The sequence below is a fragment of the Crenobacter cavernae genome (assembly GCF_003355495.1).
GTDB classification, from domain to species: domain Bacteria; phylum Pseudomonadota; class Gammaproteobacteria; order Burkholderiales; family Chromobacteriaceae; genus Crenobacter; species Crenobacter cavernae.
Genome location: NZ_CP031337.1, coordinates 2,977,628 through 2,998,348 on the forward strand (window position 1 = coordinate 2,977,628; position 20,721 = coordinate 2,998,348).

Here is a 20,721-nt window from a genome sequence, read left to right on the forward strand (position 1 = left end):
TTTTGCTTCCACGCGTCATCAAACCAATACAGACCCCAAAGCGAACCGTTCGGCCAAGCCGAACCCTTGCTCTGGCTAGCACGCGCCCTGCAACAGGGCCGAAGGCAGGAGTGCGGTGAGACGCTCCAGCTGGAGGTGCTGCTCAAGCATGTCGGCCAGGCGGTCAATATGTGCTTCCCGTTCGGCGCGGTAATCGAGCCGAACGGCCTCCTCCAACCCGGCCCAACGGAGCAGCGCAAGGCAGGCTTCCGGATGGTCGAGCAAGCCATGCAGATAGGTACCCAACACCTGTCCGTCGGCCGAAACGGCGCCGTCTGCCCCATCGGGCAGGCTGACGGCGGGGCGCTCAAGGGCTGGCCCGCTCGACACCCCCATATGGATCTCATAGCCGCTGACCGCCGCATCGGCGATAGCCAATCTTCCTTCCTGCCGTTCCAGCCGCTTGTGCGCTGTCAGCGTGGTTTCCATCTCAAGCAGGCCGAGTCCTGCCGTACTCCCGGCGGCGCCTTCAACCCCTAGCGGGTCATGCAGCATGCGGCCCAGCATCTGGAAACCGCCACAGATACCAATCAGTTTCCCGCCGAAGCGCAGGTGACGCAGGATCGCCGGCTCCCAGCCGTTGGCGCGGAGCCAGTCGAGGTCGTTGCGGGTGTTCTTGCTGCCCGGCAGGATGATCAGGTCGGCGGCCGGGATGGCCTGCCCTGGCCCGACCAGGGTGAACTCGACCTGTGGGTGCAGGCGCAAGGGGTCGAAGTCGGTATGGTTGCTGAGGCGCGGCAACACCGGCGCCACCACGCGCAGGGTCTGCGCGGTGCCCAAGGTTGGCCGAACGCTGCTTCGGCTCAGGCTGTCCTCGGCTTCAATGTGCAGCCCTTGCAGATACGGCAGCACGCCGAGCACCGGCTTGCCAGTGTAGTGTTCGAGCCAATCGAGCCCCGGCTGTAGCAGACCAACGTCGCCGCGGAAGCGGTTGATGACAAAGCCGACGACGCGGCGCTGCTCCGACTCGGACAACAGCGCGAGCGTGCCCACCAGGTGCGCGAACACGCCACCACGGTCGATGTCTGCCACCAGAATCACCGGACAATCGACCGCTTCGGCGAAGCCCATATTGGCGATGTCACCGGTGCGCAGATTGATCTCCGCGGGACTGCCCGCCCCCTCCACCACGATGCAGTCATAATGCCCGGCCAGGCGACGGTGCGACGCCAGCACCGCATTCATCGCCTCGGGTTTGTAGCGGTGATACGCGGCGGCGTCCATATTGCCGATCGCCCGCCCCTGCACGATGACCTGCGACCCGATGGTGCTATTAGGTTTGAGCAGGATCGGGTTCATGTCGGTATGCGGCTCGATCCCGCAGGCCAGCGCCTGCACGGCTTGCGAGCGCCCGATCTCGCCGCCGTCGATAGTCACCGCACTGTTCAGCGCCATGTTTTGTGGCTTGAATGGCGCGACCCGTACCCCACGGCGGGCTAACAGGCGGCACAGGCCGGTGGCCAAGGTGCTCTTGCCCGCGTCGGACGTCGTGCCCTGGATCATGATGGTTTTGGCTGGCATGGTTTTGCTCCGAACGCGCTTTTTTTTGTCGGCGGCTCTAAAATCGCGCCTTTCGAATCGGTTTTGCCCACTTGCAATGCAAGTCTCATCAAAACCGGGGCTCGTCATTATAGAGGCGCCGTTTGTGACCCCCTCCATTTTTCTGTTCCTCGCCGTACTGCTCGACAAGCTCTTAGGCGAGCCGCGTCGCTGGCATCCGCTGGTCGGTTTCGGCGCCCTGGTGCGCCGCATCGAGGCCGCCCTCTACCCGGCCACGCCCGAACTCGAACCCAGCTGGCGCATGCGGCTGCGCGGTCTACTGGGGATTGCGCTGTTGCTGCTGCCGTTCGCACTGGCGGCGGCCGGTCTAGCGTCACTTCCAGCCATCGGACCGATCTGCCAGGTGCTGCTGCTCTACTTGGCCATCGGTGCGACCAGCCTGGCCCAACACGCCCAGGCGGTGGTCGAAGCATTGATGAGCAACGACCTGCCGCTCGCAAGAGAGCGCGTCGGCATGATCGTCAGCCGCGACACCTCGGCGCTGAGCGAAGAGGACGTGGCCCGTGCCACCATCGAGTCGGTACTGGAAAACGGCAGCGACGCGATCTTCGCAGCGGTGTTCTGGTTTCTGCTCTTGGGTGCGCCGGGCGTGGTGCTTTACCGGCTCGCCAACACGCTGGACGCGATGTGGGGCTATCGCAGCGAGCGCTACGTGTATTTCGGTTGGGCGGCGGCCCGGTTCGACGACGTGCTGAATTACATTCCGGCGCGGCTGACCGCGCTGACCTATATCGTCCTCGGCAATGTCCGCGACGGCTGGCGTTGCTGGCGCGCGCAGGCACCGACTTGGTACAGCCCGAACGCCGGCCCGGTGATGGCGGCGGGCGCCGGGGCGCTGGGTGTAGCGCTGGGCGGTGCGGCGGTGTATCACGGCCAGCTCAAACAACGGCCGGCACTGGGCCTGCTACGTGCGCCAGACGCCAGCGACATTCAGCGGGCGATTCAATTGGTGGAGCGTGGATTGTGGCTGTGGGTGGTATTGGCTTTGATCGTGGGGGGGGTTCTGCATGCTTGAGCACGGCGGGGGAGTTATCGCGGCGGCGCGTCGTTACGGTATTCCGGAACGCGATTGGCTAGACCTATCCACCGGGCTGAACCCGCACGGCTGGCCGGTGCCCGCCTTGCCGGCTGACGCTTGGCAGCGTTTGCCAGAAACTAACGACGGGCTGGAACAGGCAGCGGCAGCGTATTACGGCAGCGCCTTGCTATTGCCCGTGGCTGGCTCGCAAGCGGCGATTCAGACCCTGCCGCTGCTGCGTGCGCCTGGCACGGCCGGCCTATTGAATCTGAGCTATGCCGAGCATGCCTACGCCTGGGAACGCCGCGGCCATCAGGTGCAGCGCTTTGCGCCCTCCGAACTGGACGCCGCAGTGAATACCTTGGATGTATTACTGCTGTGCAACCCGAACAACCCCACCGGCCAGATGTTTACTCCCGAGCAACTGGAAGGCTGGCGGCAACGCTTGGCGATGCGTGGCGGTTGGCTGGTAGTCGATGAAGCGTTTATGGATTGCACGCCTCAGTTCAGCATCTTGAACAAGGTTGGCGCGCCGGGCTTGATCGTGCTGCGCTCGGTGGGCAAGTTTTTTGGCTTGGCCGGTATACGAGCGGGCTTTGTATTTGCCTGGCGCGAACTGCTGGATGCCTTGCAGGAAGAATTAGGACCGTGGGCAGTCAGCGGCCCGGCGCGGGCGGCAGTAAAGCTCGCCCTGCAGGATATGGCCTGGCAGCAGCAAACGCGCGCGCGGCTGACAGCCGATAGGGAACGCTTGGCTAGCCTGCTGAACCGATACGGCCCCACCCCGCATGGCGGCTGCGCGCTGTTTCAATGGCTGGCCGGGCCGCATACTTTTGCTGCGCATACCTTCCTGGCCGAGCGCGGCATTCTGACTCGCTATTTTGCCGAGCCGGAGAGCATTCGTTTTGGTTTGCCGGCTAACGAAGCTGATTGGCAACGGCTGGAAACCGCATTGGCCGCTTATCTTTTGTAGGGCGCACTCGAAGCATCGCGGGCGAATCCATCACTGAGCGAATCAAAGATTCGCACGTAGAGATCCGCTCAGCAAAGCGCGGTGCGCCGAATGACATCCTTCGCCTCCCCCCATAATCCGCACCATCCTTAACCGCTTATCATGCGGCGCATTGCGCTTCACTTCGTTACGCTTCGAATGCGCCCTACGCAACTGCGACGTGCAATGACATTGACCAATCATCTCACTAAATAATTACCAAAACGGTTACAAACACGCCATCCGGCTATAGGATTCCCCTCAAAACCCATTCACAATCAAGCCGTTGTAACGTATCATCGGCCGCCTGTGACGGTGCCCTTTGAAGGGTGAAACGGGAATGCGGTGCAATGCCGCGGCTGCCCCCGCAACTGTAAGCGACGAGCCTGCGTTTAATTGCCACTGGAACCATCTGGGAAGGCCGCGCAGCGCGATGAAGCGCAAGCCAGGAGACCGGCCGTCACGCGTGTCGACGCGAGCAGCGACTGGGCGGGGTGTACCGGTGGATTGCAAGAATGGCTATGCGCCCATTCATGCCCTCGCTCGCGGCGACGTTACGTCTCCCGAGGGTACACATGACAGCTCCGCTCACCGGATTTACCAGCGGCCGCACTGCCAGCCGCCACGCCTTCCCGGTCGGCCTTCTTAGCCTATTGGTAGCCGCCAATCTTCTGGCTTGGCTCTGGGCGTTTAGCGCCTTCTCCCACCAGCCCGCCCTGCTCGGCACCGCCCTGCTCGCCTATTTATTCGGCCTGCGCCACGCGGTGGATGCCGACCATATCGCCGCCATCGACAACGTGGTGCGCAAGCTGATGCACGAACGGCAGCGCCCGTTTTCGGTCGGCTTCTATTTCTCGCTTGGGCATTCCACCATTGTGATTCTGGCGGTGGCCGCTATCGCTTTGGCCGCCACGCAGTTCAAGCAACAGCTCGGCTCGTTCGAAGCAGTGGGCGCGGGGGTTTCGGCCTTTTTCCTGCTGGCGCTGGCCGTAATCAACCTCTCAATTCTCAAAGGCTTGTGGGCCAGCTTCCAGCGCATGAAGCGCGGCGAAACGGTGAGCGAGGAAGAAATGGACACGCTGCTATCCGACCGTGGCTGGCTGGCGCGGCTGCTGCGCCCGCTGTTCCGGCTGGTACGCCGCAGCTGGCATATGTTCCCGATTGGCTTGCTGTTTGGGCTCGGCTTCGACACCGCCAGCACCATCAGCCTGCTGTCCCTTTCCGCCGTTAACGCTGCAGAAGGCATCTCGCCGTGGTCGCTGATGGTGTTCCCGGCGCTGTTCACCGCCGGCATGGCGCTGCTCGACACTCTGGACAGCACGCTGATGGTAGGCGCGTACGCCTGGGCCTTCAATAACCCGCAACGCAAGCTTTGGTACAACCTGAGCATCACCGCCGTTTCCGCGCTACTAGCGCTGCTGATCGGCGGACTGGGCGCACTGAGCCTGCTGGCCGAACAGTTTCAGCTGTCCGGCCTAGTGTGGAATGCGGTGGCGCTGCTCAACGATGGCCTGGAAAACTTCGGTTATCTGATGATTGGCGTGTTCGCGGCAGCCTGGGCGCTGTCGGCCGCCGTCTACAAATGGAAGCGTTATGACGTGCAATACAAGGCGCAGGCAAGCCGATGAGAACCCACAATAAACACGTGCTGATGTGCACCGGCCCGCGCTGCACCGAAGGCGGCATGCAGGCGGAACAGATGTTCAAGAAGCTGGGCCAAGCGATTGATGCCTGCCCCGGCATCGGCGTGAAGCGCACCCGCTCCCACTGCTTTGCTGTATGCAAGGAGGGGCCGATTCTGGTGGTGTACCCGGATGGCGTGTGGTACCGCAAGGTGGACGAAGCAGCGATCGAGCGCATCGTCGATGAGCACTTGGTTGGCGGCTGCCCGGTGGAACCGCTGATCTTCCACAAGCTCGGCATCGGCGACGTTGTGGATTTGAGCGAGGATCAAGCATGAGCATCGTGCTGCTGACCCACGCCGGCACCGACCTTTCCGCCTTGCACCGGGCCGAGGCCGAATTGCCGGAGGGCTTCGTGCCGGTCGCCGGCGTCAACCTGCAGACAGTGGATGGCCCCGAGCGCATGAGCGCGCTGCTTGCCACCACCGTCGCCACGGCGCGCATCGTCGTGGTGCGCGTGCTGGGTCGCGCCAGCGCTATCCCCGGCTTCGAGGAACTGGTGAAGGACGCGCAGCACCACGGTCGCGCACTGATCGTGGTCAGCGGCACCGGCGAACCGGACCCCGAGCTGGCCGCGCTATCGAGCGTGCCGCCGGCGCTGCAGCACGACGTCACCGCCTACCTGCAGGCCGGCGGCACCGCCAATATGGCGCAGCTGCTGCGCTGCCTATCCGACCGGCTGTTGATGACCGGCTTCGGCTATCTGCCGCCGACCCCGCTACCCGAGCACGGCATCTACCACCCGGAGTTGTCGACGCTCTGCACGCTCGACGACTGGGCCGAAATCCGCAATCCGACCTGGCCGACGGTCGGCATCACCTTCTACCGGGCGCATTGGATCAGCGGCAACACCCGTTTCATCGACATGCTGGTGGACATGTTGGCCGAACGGCAGCTCAACGCGCTGCCGGTCTACACCGCCTCACTGCGCACACTGGACGACGCCGGCATGCCGGCCGCGCTGCAGTTCTTCAGTGACGTTGGCCGCATCGACGCGCTGATCAACACCACCTCCTTCGCGATGGGCGACGTCAACGCCGACGGCCCGACCGCGGCGGGCTGGTCGGTGGCGGCGTTCGAGCGGCTGGACATCCCGGTGATCCAAGCCATCACCAGCAGCATGACGCAGCAGCAGTGGGAGCAATCCGAGCGCGGGCTCAATCCGCTCGACACCGCGATGAACGTGGCGCTACCGGAATTCGACGGCCGCATCATCAGCGTGCCGATGTCGTTCAAGCACGAGCAGGACGAGACCCACTATGCGCCTCTGGCCAACCGGGTACGGCGCGTGGCCGGCATCGCCGCGCGCCAGGTGGCGCTGCGCCGCAGCCCGGCAGACCAGAAGCGCATTGCCTTCATCTTCACCAACTCCAACAGCAAGGCCTCGCAGATCGGCAACGCGGTCGGCCTCGACTCGCCGGCCTCGCTGTTCGCGCTGCTGCATGCGATGCAGGCGCAGGGCTATCACATTCCCGGCCTGCCCGAGACCAGCGACGCGCTGATCCACGAGCTGATCGACCGCGGCGCCTACGACGAGGATTACCTGACGGCGGACCAGCTCGAACGTGCCATCGCCAGCGTGCCAGCGGCACGTTACGCCGAATGGTTCGGCCAACTGCCGCAAGTCTTACAGCAAAAGATGCTGGAGCACTGGGGCGCCGCCCCGGGCAGCGCCTACGTGCACGAAGGCAAACTGGTGTTCGCCGGGCTGGAATATGGCAACGCCTTCGTCGCGCTGCAGCCGCCGCGCGGCTACGGCATGGACCCGGACGCGATCTACCACACCCCGGACCTGCCGCCGACTCATCACTATTACGCGCTGTACTGCTGGCTGCGCGACGACTGGCAGGCCGACGCCATCGTCCACGTCGGCAAGCACGGCACGCTGGAATGGCTGCCGGGCAAGGGGGTGGGGGTGTCGGAGCATTGCTTCCCCGACGCGCTGCTGGGTGACATGCCGATGTTCTACCCGTTCATTTTGAACGACCCGGGCGAAGGCTCGCAGGCCAAGCGCCGCGCGCATTCGGTGGTGATCGACCACCTGACGCCGCCGATGACCACTGCCGACACCTACGGCCCGCTGGCGCAGCTGACTCAGTTGGTGGACGAGTACTACCAGGTCGAGATGCTGGACCCTGCCAAACTGCCCTTGCTGCAGCAGCAGATCTGGGACCTGATCAAGGAAGCCAAGCTCGATACCGATCTGGCGGCGATGCTGAGCCACGATCACGATCATGATCATGATCATCACCATCATGCGCACGCTCATCAGCATGAACCCGCTGCGGCACCAGTCAGCCAGTACCGCATGCAACCGGCCAAACCGGCCGTCGCCCACGCCACCCCAAGTACCACCGGCAAATACCGCCCGAGCGTGACCAAGCCACACAGCCACGGACACGATCACCACCACGGCCATCATCACGGCCACGATCACCACCATCATGATCATGACCATCACCACGACCATGATCACGACCACGAGTGGGACGCCACGCTGAACGAAGACGGCGTGCCGCTGACGCTGGCCAAGATGGAAGGCGTCGACGTCGCCCACCTTATCGAGGACATCGACGGCTACCTGTGCGAGCTGGGCGCGGCGCAGATCCGCGACGGCCTGCACGTACTGGGCCGGGCGCCCGAGGACGACGCGCTGATCGACATGGTGTGCGCGCTGGTGCGCCTGCCCAACTTAGGCATCCCCAGCCTGCCCGCCAGCATCGCCGAAGCACTCGGCATCGCCTGGGATGGGCTGCAGGACGACAAGGGCAAACGGCTAGACCGCGTGCCAGCGCTGTTGCAGGCGCTGGCGACCAAGCCGCTGGTGACCCGCGCCGACGCGCTCGACGAGATCGCCGGACTGGGCCGCCGACTGGTCGCCGGGCTGGCCGAACAGGGCTTCGCTGCGGCCGCGCTCGACGCGGTGCTGGCGCAGGTACTGCCCGGTGTCACCGCCCACAGCGCGTTGCAGCGCACGCTGACCTTCGTCTGCCGCGAACTGGTGCCCAACCTGGCGCGCACTACCGAAGAAATCGACAACCTGCTGCACGGCCTGGCCGGCGGCTACGTCCCGGCTGGGCCAAGCGGCGCGCCGACCCGCGGCATGGCGCACGTGCTGCCCACCGGGCGCAACTTCTACTCGGTCGACCCGCGCAGCCTGCCGTCGCAGGCCGCCTGGCACATCGGCACCGAACTGGCCAACGAAGTGCTGGCCCGCCACCGCAAGGAAACCGGGCACATGCCGGAGACGGTCAGCATCAGCGTGTGGGGCACCAGCGCGATGCGCACCCACGGCGACGACATCGCCGAAATCCTGGCGCTGCTCGGCGTGCGCCCCAAGTGGCAGGCCGAGAGCCGGCGCGTCACCGGCATCGAGGTGATCCCACTGGCCGAACTCGGTCGCCCGCGCATCGACGTCACGGTGCGCATCAGCGGCTTCTTTCGCGACGCCTTCCCGCACCTGATTCACCTGGTGGACGAGGCGGTGCATGCCGTGGCGCAGCTGGACGAACCCATCGAGCAGAACTTCATCCGCAAGCACTATCTCGCCGACCTGACCAGCGAACTGCTCGGCCAGCTGCCGCGCGACACAGCCGAGCAGCGTGCGCTGTACCGGGTGTTCGGCTCCAAGCCGGGCACCTACGGCGCCGGCATCCTGCCGCTGATCAACGAGCAAAACTGGCAGGACGATGCCGATTTCGCCACCGCCTACATCAACTGGGGCGGCTACGCCTACGGCCGCCATGTCAACGGCAGCGACGCGCGTGAAGACTTCCGTCACCGCCTGTCCGGCGTCGAGGTGGCGCTGCACAACCAGGACAACCGCGAGCACGACATCTTCGACAGCGACGACTACCTGCAGTACCACGGCGGGATGATCGCGACGATCCGCAGCCTGACCGGCCGCCAGCCGCGCCACTACTTCGGCGACAGCCACAACCCGGACAACCCGGCGGTACGCGGACTGAAGGAGGAAGTGCTGCGCGTGTTCCGCTCGCGCGTCGCCAACCCGAAGTGGATCGCCGGCATCCAGCAGCACGGCTACAAGGGCGGGCTGGAGCTGACCGCCACGGTCGACTACCTGTTCGGCTACGACGCCACCGCGCACGTGGTGGACGACTGGGTGTACGAGCAGTTGGCCGAAACCTATGCGTTCGACCCGGCGATGCAAGCTTTCTTCGCCGAGAGCAACCCGTGGGCGCTGGGCGCCATCACCGAGCGGCTGCTCGAAGCCGCGCAGCGCCAGCTGTGGGAAGCTCCGAAGCCGGACACCCTGACCGCGCTGCGCGAACTGCACCTGCAAAGCGAAGCGATGCTGGAAGCGCGCGGGGAGAACCCGAAACGATGAAACACAACTATCCCTTCGCCGCCATCGTCGGCCAGGAACAATTGAAGCGTGCGCTGCTGTTGTGCGCGGTCGACCCGACGCTCGGCGGCGTGCTGATCCGTGGCGACAAGGGCACCGCCAAGAGCACCGCCGCGCGCGGCCTGACCGATGTCTTGCTTCCTATCCAGCGGGTTAGCGGCTGCGCCTTCAACTGCGCACCGGAAGCGCCGCTGGCCGAGTGCGACGCCTGCCAGAACGCTGACACGTTGGCCGAGCCCTCGCCGGTGCCGTTCGTCAACCTGCCGCTCGGCGCCACCGAAGACCGCGTGCTCGGCAGCCTGGACTTCGAAAAAGCGCTGCAGAACGGCAGGCAGGCGTTCAAGCCCGGCCTGCTCGCCGCCGCGCATCGCGGCCTGCTCTACATCGACGAGGTCAACCTGCTGGCCGACCACCTAGTCGACGTGCTGCTCGACGTGTCCGCCATGGGCACCAACACCGTGCAGCGCGAGGGGCTGTCGGTCAGCCACCCGGCGCGCATCACGCTGCTCGGCACCATGAACCAGGAAGAAGGCGAGCTGCGCCCGCAGCTGCTCGACCGCTTCGGCATGATGGTGGAAGTCACCGCGCCGCGCGACCCGGCTGTCCGTACCGAGGTGGTGCGGCGCCGCCTGGCGTTCGAGGCCGACCCGGCCGGCTTCGTCGCCGGCTGGCAGGCCGACACCGACGCGCTGCGCTCGACGATCCAGGCAGCACAGACGGGGTTGGCCGAGGTCGCGCTACCCGACTCGCTGTTCGCCTTCATCAGCCAGCTGTGCTGCGAGTTCGAGGTCGCCAGCCTGCGCGCCGACATCGTGATGCACAAGGCGGCGCGGGCGATGGCCGCGCTGGATGGCCGCGACGCGGTCACCGCCGAAGACGTGCGCAACGCCGCCGAGCTGGTGCTGCCGCACCGCCGCCGCCGCAAGCCGTTCGAGCAGACCGGGCTGGACCGCGAGCGGCTCGACGAGCTGACTCAGCAGGCGTCCGCGCCGCCCCCACCGCCGCCCGAGACGGAATCTCCGTCCGGCGACGATACGTCAGACGCCGAGCCATCCGAGGATGAGATCAACGACGACGCCCAGCCGGGCACCGCGTCCGAACAGCTGTTCGCCACCGGCGCCGCCAGCGAGGTCGGCCGTATCGAGGTCCGTGCACTGCAGGCGCACGAGGCCAGCGGCCGGCGCAGCAGTAGCGCCGGCGCCCGGCGCGGCCATTACGTGCGCGCCGTGCCGAACGAGGCGCCGAGCCAGCTCGCCGTCGATGCCACGCTGCGCAGCGCTCTGCTGCGCAACCCCAACGAATTCGCCGTCACCCGCGCCGACCTGCACGACAAGGTACGCGTCGGCAAGCAGGCCAACCTGATCCTGCTGGTAGTCGACGCCTCCGGCTCGATGGCGGCCAAGCGGCGCATGGAAGCGGTCAAGGGCTGTGTGCTCGGCCTGCTGCAGGACGCCTACCAGCGCCGCGACCAGGTCGCGGTGATCGCCTTCCGTGGCAGCGAGGCCGAGCTGGTGCTGCCGCCCACGCGCCAGGTGGAACAGGCGGAACGGGCGCTCTCCGAGCTGCCCACCGGCGGGCGCACCCCGCTGGCGCACGCCTTGCAGCTGGCGGTCCAAACGCTGGCGCAGCACGCGCGCCAGGACAACCTGACGCCGCTCCTAGTGGTGCTGAGCGACGGCCGCGCCAACATCGCGCTGGATACCCGGCAAGACCCGTGGAGCGAGGCGCTGGCGCTGGCCGCCGGCCTGGCCGACCAAGGCACGCCGGCGCTGGTGCTCGACACCGAAGAAGGCTACGTGCGGCTGGGCCGTGCGCGCGAGCTGGCCGAGGCGCTGCAGGGCGAATACCTGCCGCTCGACAGCCTGTCGGCCGACCAGCTGACGCTGACGATCCGCGAAAGGCTGGGACGATGAGCGGCAAGGGAAAGGTCTACCTGATCGGCGTCGGCCCCGGCGACATCGAACTGTTGACACTGAAGGCGGTGCGCCGGCTGGCACTGGCCGAGGTGGTGCTGCTGGACGACCTGGCCAACCCCGAGGTGCTGCAGTTCACTGCGCCCGGTGCCGAGGTGGTCCACGTCGGCAAGCGTGGCGGTTGCCCGTCGACGGCGCAGACCGACATCGAACAGCGCATGCTGGCCGAAGCGCTGGACGGCCGCTGCGTCGCCCGCGTCAAGGGCGGCGACCCGTTCATGTTCGGCCGTGGCGGCGAGGAAATGCAGACCCTGCTCGCCGCAGGGATCGAGGTGGAAGTGGTCAACGGCATCACCGCCGGCATCGCGGTGCCGGCCACGCTGGGCATCCCGCTCACCCACCGCGACCACGTGCACGGCGTCACCTTCGTCTCCGGCCACACCCACCAGGGCGACGAACCCGACTGGCGCCTGCTCGCGCAGAGCGGCATGACGCTGGTGATCTACATGGGCATGGGCCGCCTCGCCCACATCGCCGGACAGCTGCTGCAGCACGGCCTGCCGGCCGATACGCCGGCGGCGGCGATCCAGCACGGCACCCGCCCGGAACAGCGCCAGGTGCTGAGTACGCTCGAATGCCTGGCCGCGGACGTGGCGACGGCGCAACTGGGCAGCCCGGCGCTACTGGTCATCGGTCGCACCGTCGGCCTGGCCGCCCGCCCGCTACCGATTACGCAAATAAAGGAATTGCCATGATTATCTGTATCGGCGCCGGCCCCGGCGACATCGGCTACCTGCCGCAACGCTCGGCCCAACTGATCCGCGAGGCCGACGTGGTGGCCGGCTTCAATGCGGTGATCGACGTGGTGCGCCCGCTGATTCCGGAGACGGCCGAGGTGATCCAGATGGGCTACCGCGACCAGGTCGCCCAGCTCGACGAGGTCGCCAAGCTGCACCATGCCGGCAAGAAGTGCGTGGTGGTGTTCATGGGCGACATCCACTTCAGCGGCTTCCAGTACCTGGAACGCGTCGAGCGCGCCTGCGGCCACCCGGTGGACACCATTCCCGGCATCTCGTCGGCACAAATCCTGGCCTCGCGCGCCAAGGTGTGTTTCGACGAAACCACCTTCATCACCTTCCACCGCCGCGGCGACCTGACCCCGTTCAAGCGTCATCTGGCGCACGTGCTGCAAGACCAGCGCAACGCCATCGTGATTCCCTGTCCATGGGACGAGGCGCGCTCGTTCATGCCCTGGCACATCGCCGCCTACCTGTTGGAAAACGGCATTCCGCCCGGGCATCGCGTGGAAGTCTGGGAGAACCTCACCCGCGGCGACGCCGAATGGCATGGCACCTTGGCCGAATGCGTCGAGCAGCGTTTCTCGGACATGAGCATCATGCTGATCCGCACGCTGGACCCCATGGCTAGCCAAATCGAACCAGCCCCTAGCCAGATCGAACCTCCGCCGGAGGCCGTATGAGCGCGGCCGACGATTACGCCATCGTGCTGGCCGGCCACGGCAGCCGCGACCCGGACGGCGTCAACGAGTTCATGGCACTGGTCGAGCTGCTGCGCGAGCGCGCCGCCGGCCGCCGCGTCGAGCATGGCTTCCTGGAATTCGCCACGCCGACCATCGACCAGGCGGTCGGCGCGGTGATCGCCGACGGCGCGAAGAAGGTGGTGATGGTGCCGGGCGTACTGCTCGCCGCCACCCACGCCAAGAACGACATGCCGAGCGAGCTGCTGGCGCTGCAACGCGCCCACCCCGACACCGAGTTCCACTTCGGCGCGGCGATGGACCTGCACCCCAAGCTCTTGGAGCTGTGCCGCCAGCGCATCATCGAGGCCGAGGGCACATCCGGCCAGACCGTGTCGCGCGCCGACAGCTGTCTGGTGGTAGTTGGCCGAGGCACCTCGGACCCGGACGCCAACTCCGAGATTTCCAAACTGACGCGCATGCTGGAAGAAGGCATGGGCTTCGGCACCTCCTTCGTCTGCTATTCCGGCACCGCCAAGCCGCTGGTGGCCGACGGCCTCAGGGCCGCCGCCCTGCTCGGCCACCAACGCATCGTGGTGTTGCCCTATTTCCTGTTTGACGGCGTGCTGGTCAAGCGCATCTACGCCGCAGCGAACGACTTACAGGCGCGTCACCCCGAGATCGAGGTGCTACCCGCGCCGTATCTGGGCGTGCATCCGCACGTCGCCGACGTGTTCCTGGAACGCGCCCGCGAGGGCGTCGAGGGCCGCGCCGCGATGAACTGCGCGCTGTGCAAGTACCGGGTACAGATCGTCGGCTTCGAGGAACAGGTCGGCACGCCGCAGCAGGGCCACCACGGCCTGGTGCGCGGCCTGCTCGGCCGCTCAGACGCTGCTCCGGCGCCGACAACGGAGTGGCCGGCCTATGTGCCGCACCCGATCGAAGCGGAGAGCATGCGCATCATCGACGAGGGGCGCGACTGGTCCGACGTACCGGCCGATCACCAGGTCGTATTGAAACGCCTGGTGCATACCAGCGGCGACTTCGACATCGTCGACGACCTGTACTTCTCGCCGGGTTCGGTCGACACCGGCATCCGCGCGCTGCTGCGTTGCCGGCGCATCGTCGCCGACGTCACCATGGTGCAGACCGGCCTCAAGCGTGCGGTGCTGGATCAATTGGGGGTGGAGACCTGGTGCGGCGTGCACGACAAGGAAACCCACCTGTTGGCCGAAGCGCATGGCATCACCCGCTCGGCCGCCGGCATCCGCCGCGCCTGGCAGAAGTTCGGCAACGACGTGGTGGTGGCGATCGGCGACGCGCCGACCGCGATCATGGAAGTGGTGCGGCTGGTGCGCGAGCACGGCTGGCGCCCACAGCTGGTGGTCGGCCTGCCGGTCGGCTTCGTCGGCACGCGCGAGTGCAAGGACGAGCTGCGCCGGCTGATGCAGGTGCCGCGCATCACCAACCGCGGCACGCGCGGCGGCTCGCCGTGGGCGGCGTCGGCGGTGAACGCACTGATGATCGCCGCGATTGATCGCATCTACCAGGAACAGCAACAACAGCCATGAGCGCCCCGCTCCGCCGTCCCTTCGACCTCGCCACGCCGGCGCCCAACGGCCTGCGTCGCGGGCGCACCACAGGCAGCTGCGCCACCGCCGCGGTGAAGGCGGCGCTGCTGATGCTGGTGCGCGATCAGCGCGCTGATGAAGTCGAGGTGAGCCTGCCGGACCCGGACTACTACCTAGAGGTGCCGATCCAACATGTAGAGCGCCTGGCCAGCGGCGCAGTGCGTGCCGAGGTACTGAAGTACGGCGGCGACGACCCGGACAACACAGACGGCGCGACGATCTTCGCCGAGGTGGCGGTGAACGACACCGGCGCGGTGCGATTTCTCGCCGCCGAAGGGGTCGGCACCGTTACCCAGCCGGGTCTGCGTGTACCGCCGGGCGAACCGGCGATCAACCCGGTGCCGCGCCAGATGATGCAATGGGCGGTGAACGAAGTGCTAGCCGGTTCGGCCAACCCTGGGTTTGACCTAGCGGTCGGCTGCGTCGACGGCGAGAAGATCGCCAAACGTACCTTCAACCCGATGCTCGGCATCGTCGGTGGCATCTCGATACTCGGCACCAGCGGCATCGTCGAGCCGATGTCGCTGGCGGCGTGGATGGCGTCGATCGAGGTGTATATCCGGGTGGCGCTGGGCGAACGCCCCGACGCCATAGCCTTCACTCCGGGCAAGATCGGCCGCGGCTACGCCGCCGACACGCTGGGCTTGCCGAAGAAAGAAGTGGTGCAGATCGCCAACTTCGTCGGCGTGTCGCTCGACTACACGCAGGCGACGCTGGAAGAACAACAGGCGCGGCTCGGCACGCTGTGGGTGCTCGGCCACCCCGGCAAGATCGCCAAGCTGCTCGACGGCGTGTGGGACACCCACTCCAGCAAGAGCGGCATGGCGATGGGCTCCGTCGCCGCCGTGGCCGCCGAGCTCGGCTTTGACGCCGGGCTGGCGGCACAAATCGAGAAAGCCAATACCGTGGAAAACGTCGTACAGATTTTGCGAAACGAACCGGGCGCGCAGGCGTTCTGGATCGACATAGAACGGCGCGTCGCCGCACTGATGCAACCGAAGGTGCCGCGCGTCGACCGTGTGGCGGTGCGGCTGTTCAGCATGGACGGCACGCCGCTGGGTGAAGCAGCCGGAGAAGCGGCATGAGCCTCGGACACTTCGTCGGCGTCGGCGTCGGCCCCGGACCAGCCGGGTTGATCCCGGTGGCGGCGCTGGTCGCGCTGCAGGCGGCCGACCTGATCTACCTGCCGCGCGCGCGCTCGAGCGAAACCTCGGTCGCTCGCCAATGCCTGGCCGGCCTCGCCATTCCGGACGAGAAATTCCGCGAGATCGAGTTCCAGATGGACCCGGACCGCAGCGTGCTGTCGAGCCACTACGGCGAATTGGCCGCAGCGGTCGCCGCCGAGCTGCGAGCCGGGCGCCACGTCGCCTACCTGACCATCGGCGACTCGATGACCTACTCGACCTACGGGTATTTATTGGCCGCGCTGCGCGACCTGGAGCCCGAGCTGCCGCACACCACCTTCCCCGGCGTCACCAGCTTCGCCGCCACCGCGTCGGCCTTGTCCTGGCCGCTGGGCGAAGGCAAGGAGCGGATCTTGATCCTGCCCTGCCCGGACGAGATGGCCGAACTGCGCGCCGACATCGCCAGCCACGACATCGTGGTGCTGATGAAGATCGGCGCGCGCCTGCCGGACGTGCTGAATCTATTGAACGAAATGGGCATCGCCCGCCACTGCGCCTTCGCCCGCCGCATCGGCCTGCCCGGCGAAGTGCTGTGCGATGACGTAAGCACCCTGACCCCGGACGCCAGCGGCTACCTCGCCACCATGCTGATCCGCCACAACGCCCGCGAGAAACGCCACCCATGAAAGTCTATTTCATCGGCGCCGGCCCCGGTGCCGCCGACCTGATCACGCTGCGCGGCAGCCGGCTGCTCGGCAGCGTACCGGTGGTGCTATACGCCGGCTCGCTGGTGCCGGCCGAGATGCTGCAGCACTGTAGGCTTGACGCCGAGATCTTCGACACCGCAGAGCTGTCGCTCGACGAGCAGGAGGCGCTGTATCGCCGCGCCCAGCTCGAGGACAAGGACGTGGTGCGGCTGCATTCCGGCGATCCGGCGATCTACGGCGCCACCGCCGAGCAGATGCGCCGTCTCGAGAAGCTCGGCATCGAGTACGAGATCGTCCCCGGCGTGTCATCGTTCACCGCCGCCGCCGCGGCACTAGGCAGCGAGCTGACGCGTCCGGCGGTGTCGCAGTCGATCATCCTCACCCGCGTGTCGGGCCGCGCCTCGGCGGTGCCGGAGCTGGAGTCGATCGCGCGCTTCGCCGAACACCAGGCGACGATGTGCATCTTCCTGTCCGGCCAACGGCTGAAACAGACCATCGCCGACCTGTTGCTGCACTACCCGGCCGACACGCCGGTGGCTCTGGTGCGCCGCGCCAGCTGGCCGGACCAGGCGATCCACCGCAGCACGCTGAGTGCGCTGATGAGCGAGGTCAAGCAAAAGGACTGGCTGCTGACCACGCTGCTGCTGGTCGGCCATGCGCTGTCGCGCGAGGGCGGGGTCGAGTCCAGCCTGTACGCGGCCGGCTTCACCCATATTTTCCGCGACGGCACCGACCGCAAGACGCCGCGCCCGAGCAAGCGCAAGGCCGCGAAGGATTCGGCGTGAGCACCGGCATCTGGCTGGTACGTCCCGACGCGCTGGACCTCGGCCAACGTCTGGCCGAAGCGCTGGGCGCGACGCTGTACCAGCCGTGGGCCCTGCCCGACAGCCCGCGCGAGCAGTTCCGCCGCGCCTTCCACCAGCACCGCCAGTGGATCGCGGTGATGGCGAGCGGCATCGCGGTGCGCTACCTCGACGGTCTGCCGGCGAGCAAGTACACCGACCCGGCGCTGGTAGTGCTGGACGAAGCGGCGCGCTTCGCCATCCCGCTGCTGTCCGGCCACGAGGGCGGCGCCAATGCGCTCGCCTACGCGGTGGCCCGGCTCACCGGCGCGGTGCCGGCCGTCACCACCGCTACCGAGGCGCTCAAACCGTTGACGCTCGGCATCGGCTGCCGGCGTGACAAGTCGGCGGATGACATCGAACGCGCGGCGACCAGCGCGCTAAATGGCAGAACCTTGGCCGAAGTGCGCGAAGTCGCCACCATCGATCTCAAGGCCGACGAGGCAGGCCTGCTGGAGTTCTGCGCGCGCCATGAGCTGCCGCTGCGGGTGATCGCGCGCGCCGACGTGGCCGCGCGCGCCTGGGTGGGCCAGCCTTCCGCGTGGGTGCAGCAGAACGTCGGCGTCGATGGCGTGTGCGAGCCGTGCGCGCTGATCGCCAGCCCGCGCGGGCGGCTGATCGTGCCCAAGACCGCATTGGACGGCGTCACCGTCGCCGTCGTAGAAGACAACATCGAAATGAAAGTACCCAACCCATGACCGGCAAACTCTACCTGGTCTCCGTCGGCCCGGGCACCAGCGAACTGATCCCGCCGATGGTGAAGACCGCCCTCGCCGCCAGCGAGGTGATCGTGTCCTACGAGCTGTACCTGACCTGGATCCAGCCGTGGATCGCCGGCAAGGACATCCGCACCCTGCCGCTGACCCAGGAGCGCGACCGCGCCCAGCTGGCGCTGGAGCAGGCGCGCGCCGGCAAGACCGTGGCGCTGATCTCCAGCGGTGACATCGGCATCTACGCCATGGCCACGCTGGCGTTCGAGGACATGCGCGAGGACGACAGCTTCGATGTGCAGCTGATCCCCGGCATCACCTCGGCCAACGCCTGCGCCTCGCTGCTGGGCGCGCCGCTGTCGCACGACTTCGCCACCTTGAGTCTGTCCGACCTGCTCTGCCCGTGGGAGTGGATCGAGAAACGCGCGCGCCACATCGCCGCGGCCGATCTCGCCGCTGTCTTTTACAACGTGCAGAGCAAGCAGCGCCAGGAAGGCGTGTACCGCATTCTCGACATCATGCTCGAGCACAAGCGCCCCGAGACGCTGTGCGGCATCGTGCACAACGCCTACCGCGAGGGCCAGACCGTCGAAGTCGTCACGCTGGCCGAACTGCGCACGCGCCGCTTCAACATGCTGACCTCGATCGTCATCGGCAACCGTTTCACCAAGCGCAAGCGCGACTGGATCTTCTCGCCGCGCGGCTACGGCAACTGGGACGACACCCCGGACACCGTCAAGGCCGCCACCCTGCCCGAGCGCGCGGTGTGGGTGTTCTCCGGCACCAGCGACGGCAATGCCTTGGCGCGCGAGATCGCCGCCCAGGGCCAACCGGTGGTGGTGTCCAGCGCCACCGACTACGGCGCCGAGCTGGTCGAGCAGAACTGCCCCGGTCTCACTACGGTGTCCGGCCGCCTCGGCATCGAGCGTCGTCGCGAGCTGCTGCGCGATAGTGGCGCGCGGGTGATCGTTGACGCCACCCACCCCTACGCCACCGAGATGTCGCAGCAGCTGATCGCGCTGGGTCAGGAACTCGGCCTGCGCTACCTGCGCTACGAGCGCCCCAGCGCCGCCGACACCCATCCGGCCGAACACGTCGCGACGATGGAAGACGCCGCCAGGCTGGCGATGGCACGCGGCCAACGCATCTTCCTCGCCACCGGCTCCAAGGACCTGGCCGCCTTCGTCAAGGCCGACGGCGCCGACGAATGCGAGTGGTTCGTGCGCCTCGCCCCCGATCCGCAGCATCTGCAGCGCGCCATCGACGTCGGTATTCCGCGCTCGCACCTGCTGGCGATGCAGGGCCCGTTCTCGCAGGCGGCCAACGAGGTGCTGTGGCGCGGCTGGGGCATCGACTGCGTGGTGACCAAGCAGTCCGGCGACGCCGGCGGCTACGGCGCCAAGGCCGCCGCCGCCGCGGCGCTCAGCATCCCGCTGATCGTGGTCGACCGGCCCAAGGTCGACTATCCGGCGGTCGCCAGCGATTTCGCCGGCGTACTGGCCGCGCTGAATCAGGCACAACCGGCATGAGCGCACCACGCATCCCGGTCACCGTCGTCACCGGCTTTCTTGGCGCCGGCAAGACCACGCTGCTGTCCAATCTGATTCGTGACAGTAAGCAGCGCCGGCTGGCGATTCTGGTCAACGAATTCGGCGAGGTGTCGATCGACGGTGCGCTGCTGCGCGTCGAGGGCGAACGCGGCGAGGTGGAAATTCACGACCTGTCCAACGGCCTCGTCGCCTACGACGACGACGAGGACTTCCTGCCGACCATGCTGGCGCTGTGGCAGCGCCGCAGCCTGATCGACCACGTGCTGATCGAAACCTCCGGCCTGGCGCTGCCCAGCGCGGTGATGGAACAGCTGCAGGGTGAGGCGCTGGCGCCGTACTTCGTGCTCGACGCCACGCTGGCGGTGGTCGACACCCCGCTCTTGCTCGCAGGCGGCTTCGGCCAACCTGCAGCACCGGACGTTACTACGTCAGCAGCCGATCTCCCGATCGCCACGCTGTTCGAACTGCAGCTGGCCAACGCCGACATCGTGGTGTTGAACAAGATCGACGCACTCGGCGACGAGGCGCTGCTGGCAGCCGAAACCCGCGTGCGCCAGCTGGCGCCGTCGATCCGCTTCATCGAACTGGCCTACCAGGCCCGGCTCGACACCCGGCTGACGCTGGGGCTACACCTGCACGAACCGGCCAATGCCGCGCACCGCCACTATGGCCCGGTGTCCAACATGCCGGGCCTGGCGATGCGCCCGCTGGCCAACCAGGGGCAGCTCGACGGCCACAGCCATAGCGGCCTCGGCGCGCACAGCCACGGCTTGGCCACCCATAAGCACTTCCACGAACAGGACCCGGGCTGGCAGTCGTTCATGATTCGCAGCAAGGAAGCGCAGGATAGCGACGTCCTGCGCGAAGCCATCGTCGCCATCGCCCGCAGCGAGCCGCTGTTGCGCATCAAGGGTTTTGCGCCGCCACGCGCGGGCGGCGGCCGGCTGCTGATCCAGGGTGTGCGCAGCCGCATCGAGTTGCAGCACGAACCGGACGCCGCACCGGCACGCCAGGCGCAACTGGTGTTCATCGGCTACCACCCGAGCCGCCCGCGCATCGTCGAACAGCTCTGCGAACTGACCGGCACCGCCTGGCACTAACCAAGGAACCC

Annotated in this window: 16 protein-coding genes and 1 riboswitch; of the genes, 15 read left to right on the forward strand and 1 reads right to left on the reverse strand. The window is 67.0% G+C overall.

All coding sequences use genetic code 11. The features are described from left to right. Positions 1-75 precede the first annotated feature (75 nt). A complete protein-coding gene (locus tag DWG20_RS14465; protein WP_115434827.1) occupies positions 76-1,560 on the reverse strand; it encodes a cobyric acid synthase in 1,485 nt (494 codons plus the stop codon). Positions 1,561-1,684: 124 nt separating this feature from the next. Between DWG20_RS14465 and cbiB the strand changes: the two genes are divergently transcribed. The 15 genes from cbiB (at position 1,685) to DWG20_RS14540 (ending at position 20,710) form a co-directional block, all read left to right on the forward strand. Continuing rightward, positions 1,685-2,614 (forward strand): adenosylcobinamide-phosphate synthase CbiB, encoded by a 930-nt coding sequence (gene cbiB, locus DWG20_RS14470; protein ID WP_115434464.1) that lies wholly within the window; start codon positions 1,685-1,687, stop codon positions 2,612-2,614. Beyond that, positions 2,607-3,590, forward strand: a complete 984-nt coding sequence (cobD, locus tag DWG20_RS14475) for a threonine-phosphate decarboxylase CobD (protein ID WP_115434465.1) — start codon at positions 2,607-2,609, stop codon at positions 3,588-3,590. Before cbiB ends, cobD begins: the two co-directional genes overlap by 8 nt. 314 nt (positions 3,591-3,904) lie before the next feature. Then, positions 3,905-4,084, forward strand: a riboswitch (cobalamin riboswitch). Positions 4,085-4,183: 99 nt separating this feature from the next. Further along, on the forward strand, positions 4,184-5,236 hold the full coding sequence (locus DWG20_RS14480) for a HoxN/HupN/NixA family nickel/cobalt transporter (RefSeq protein WP_115434466.1): 1,053 nt from the start codon (positions 4,184-4,186) through the stop codon (positions 5,234-5,236). After that, positions 5,233-5,568 carry a (2Fe-2S) ferredoxin domain-containing protein gene (locus DWG20_RS14485; RefSeq protein ID WP_115434467.1) on the forward strand — a complete coding sequence of 112 codons (336 nt, stop codon included), beginning with the start codon at positions 5,233-5,235 and terminating at the stop codon, positions 5,566-5,568. Before DWG20_RS14480 ends, DWG20_RS14485 begins: the two co-directional genes overlap by 4 nt. Continuing rightward, entirely contained in the window at positions 5,565-9,638 is a 4,074-nt protein-coding gene (locus DWG20_RS14490; RefSeq protein ID WP_115434468.1) for a cobaltochelatase subunit CobN, read from the forward strand. The genes DWG20_RS14485 and DWG20_RS14490 overlap by 4 nt, the downstream gene beginning before the upstream one ends. Further along, complete coding sequence (locus tag DWG20_RS14495) at positions 9,635-11,569, forward strand: putative cobaltochelatase (RefSeq protein ID WP_115434469.1); 1,935 nt, start codon at positions 9,635-9,637, stop codon at positions 11,567-11,569. Before DWG20_RS14490 ends, DWG20_RS14495 begins: the two co-directional genes overlap by 4 nt. Continuing rightward, positions 11,566-12,324 (forward strand): uroporphyrinogen-III C-methyltransferase, encoded by a 759-nt coding sequence (gene cobA, locus DWG20_RS14500; protein ID WP_115434470.1) that lies wholly within the window; start codon positions 11,566-11,568, stop codon positions 12,322-12,324. The genes DWG20_RS14495 and cobA overlap by 4 nt, the downstream gene beginning before the upstream one ends. Continuing rightward, positions 12,321-13,049, forward strand: a complete 729-nt coding sequence (locus DWG20_RS14505; protein WP_115434471.1) for a cobalt-precorrin-7 (C(5))-methyltransferase — start codon at positions 12,321-12,323, stop codon at positions 13,047-13,049. Before cobA ends, DWG20_RS14505 begins: the two co-directional genes overlap by 4 nt. Beyond that, positions 13,046-14,617, forward strand: coding sequence for a precorrin-8X methylmutase (locus DWG20_RS14510; RefSeq protein WP_115434472.1), 1,572 nt, complete (start codon positions 13,046-13,048; stop codon positions 14,615-14,617). Before DWG20_RS14505 ends, DWG20_RS14510 begins: the two co-directional genes overlap by 4 nt. Continuing rightward, positions 14,614-15,762, forward strand: coding sequence for a cobalt-precorrin-5B (C(1))-methyltransferase CbiD (cbiD, locus tag DWG20_RS14515; protein ID WP_115434473.1), 1,149 nt, complete (start codon positions 14,614-14,616; stop codon positions 15,760-15,762). The genes DWG20_RS14510 and cbiD overlap by 4 nt, the downstream gene beginning before the upstream one ends. Next, a complete protein-coding gene (gene cobI / locus DWG20_RS14520; protein WP_115434474.1) occupies positions 15,759-16,487 on the forward strand; it encodes a precorrin-2 C(20)-methyltransferase in 729 nt (242 codons plus the stop codon). The genes cbiD and cobI overlap by 4 nt, the downstream gene beginning before the upstream one ends. Beyond that, a complete protein-coding gene (gene cobM / locus DWG20_RS14525) occupies positions 16,484-17,293 on the forward strand; it encodes a precorrin-4 C(11)-methyltransferase (protein WP_115434475.1) in 810 nt (269 codons plus the stop codon). The genes cobI and cobM overlap by 4 nt, the downstream gene beginning before the upstream one ends. Further along, complete coding sequence (locus DWG20_RS14530; protein WP_115434476.1) at positions 17,290-18,048, forward strand: cobalamin biosynthesis protein; 759 nt, start codon at positions 17,290-17,292, stop codon at positions 18,046-18,048. The genes cobM and DWG20_RS14530 overlap by 4 nt, the downstream gene beginning before the upstream one ends. Further along, the gene (gene cobJ, locus DWG20_RS14535) at positions 18,045-19,589 is read left to right on the forward strand and encodes a precorrin-3B C(17)-methyltransferase (RefSeq protein WP_115434477.1); all 1,545 of its coding nucleotides are present in this window, start codon (positions 18,045-18,047) and stop codon (positions 19,587-19,589) included. The genes DWG20_RS14530 and cobJ overlap by 4 nt, the downstream gene beginning before the upstream one ends. Then, positions 19,586-20,710 carry a CobW family GTP-binding protein gene (locus DWG20_RS14540; RefSeq protein ID WP_115434478.1) on the forward strand — a complete coding sequence of 375 codons (1,125 nt, stop codon included), beginning with the start codon at positions 19,586-19,588 and terminating at the stop codon, positions 20,708-20,710. Before cobJ ends, DWG20_RS14540 begins: the two co-directional genes overlap by 4 nt. The last annotated feature ends 11 nt before the right edge of the window (positions 20,711-20,721 follow it).

What these genes read in the sequence shown, in the direction of transcription:
- DWG20_RS14465 (WP_115434827.1), bottom strand. Translation starts at nt 1,560, where the DNA reads ATGCCAGCCAAAACCATCATGATCCAGGGCACGACGTCCGACGCGGGC.
- cobD (WP_115434465.1), top strand. Translation starts at nt 2,607, where the DNA reads ATGCTTGAGCACGGCGGGGGAGTTATCGCGGCGGCGCGTCGTTACGGT.
- DWG20_RS14480 (WP_115434466.1), top strand. Translation starts at nt 4,184, where the DNA reads ATGACAGCTCCGCTCACCGGATTTACCAGCGGCCGCACTGCCAGCCGC.
- DWG20_RS14485 (WP_115434467.1), top strand. Translation starts at nt 5,233, where the DNA reads ATGAGAACCCACAATAAACACGTGCTGATGTGCACCGGCCCGCGCTGC.
- DWG20_RS14490 (WP_115434468.1), top strand. Translation starts at nt 5,565, where the DNA reads ATGAGCATCGTGCTGCTGACCCACGCCGGCACCGACCTTTCCGCCTTG.
- DWG20_RS14495 (WP_115434469.1), top strand. Translation starts at nt 9,635, where the DNA reads ATGAAACACAACTATCCCTTCGCCGCCATCGTCGGCCAGGAACAATTG.
- cobA (WP_115434470.1), top strand. Translation starts at nt 11,566, where the DNA reads ATGAGCGGCAAGGGAAAGGTCTACCTGATCGGCGTCGGCCCCGGCGAC.
- DWG20_RS14505 (WP_115434471.1), top strand. Translation starts at nt 12,321, where the DNA reads ATGATTATCTGTATCGGCGCCGGCCCCGGCGACATCGGCTACCTGCCG.
- DWG20_RS14510 (WP_115434472.1), top strand. Translation starts at nt 13,046, where the DNA reads ATGAGCGCGGCCGACGATTACGCCATCGTGCTGGCCGGCCACGGCAGC.
- cbiD (WP_115434473.1), top strand. Translation starts at nt 14,614, where the DNA reads ATGAGCGCCCCGCTCCGCCGTCCCTTCGACCTCGCCACGCCGGCGCCC.
- cobI (WP_115434474.1), top strand. Translation starts at nt 15,759, where the DNA reads ATGAGCCTCGGACACTTCGTCGGCGTCGGCGTCGGCCCCGGACCAGCC.
- cobM (WP_115434475.1), top strand. Translation starts at nt 16,484, where the DNA reads ATGAAAGTCTATTTCATCGGCGCCGGCCCCGGTGCCGCCGACCTGATC.
- cobJ (WP_115434477.1), top strand. Translation starts at nt 18,045, where the DNA reads ATGACCGGCAAACTCTACCTGGTCTCCGTCGGCCCGGGCACCAGCGAA.
- DWG20_RS14540 (WP_115434478.1), top strand. Translation starts at nt 19,586, where the DNA reads ATGAGCGCACCACGCATCCCGGTCACCGTCGTCACCGGCTTTCTTGGC.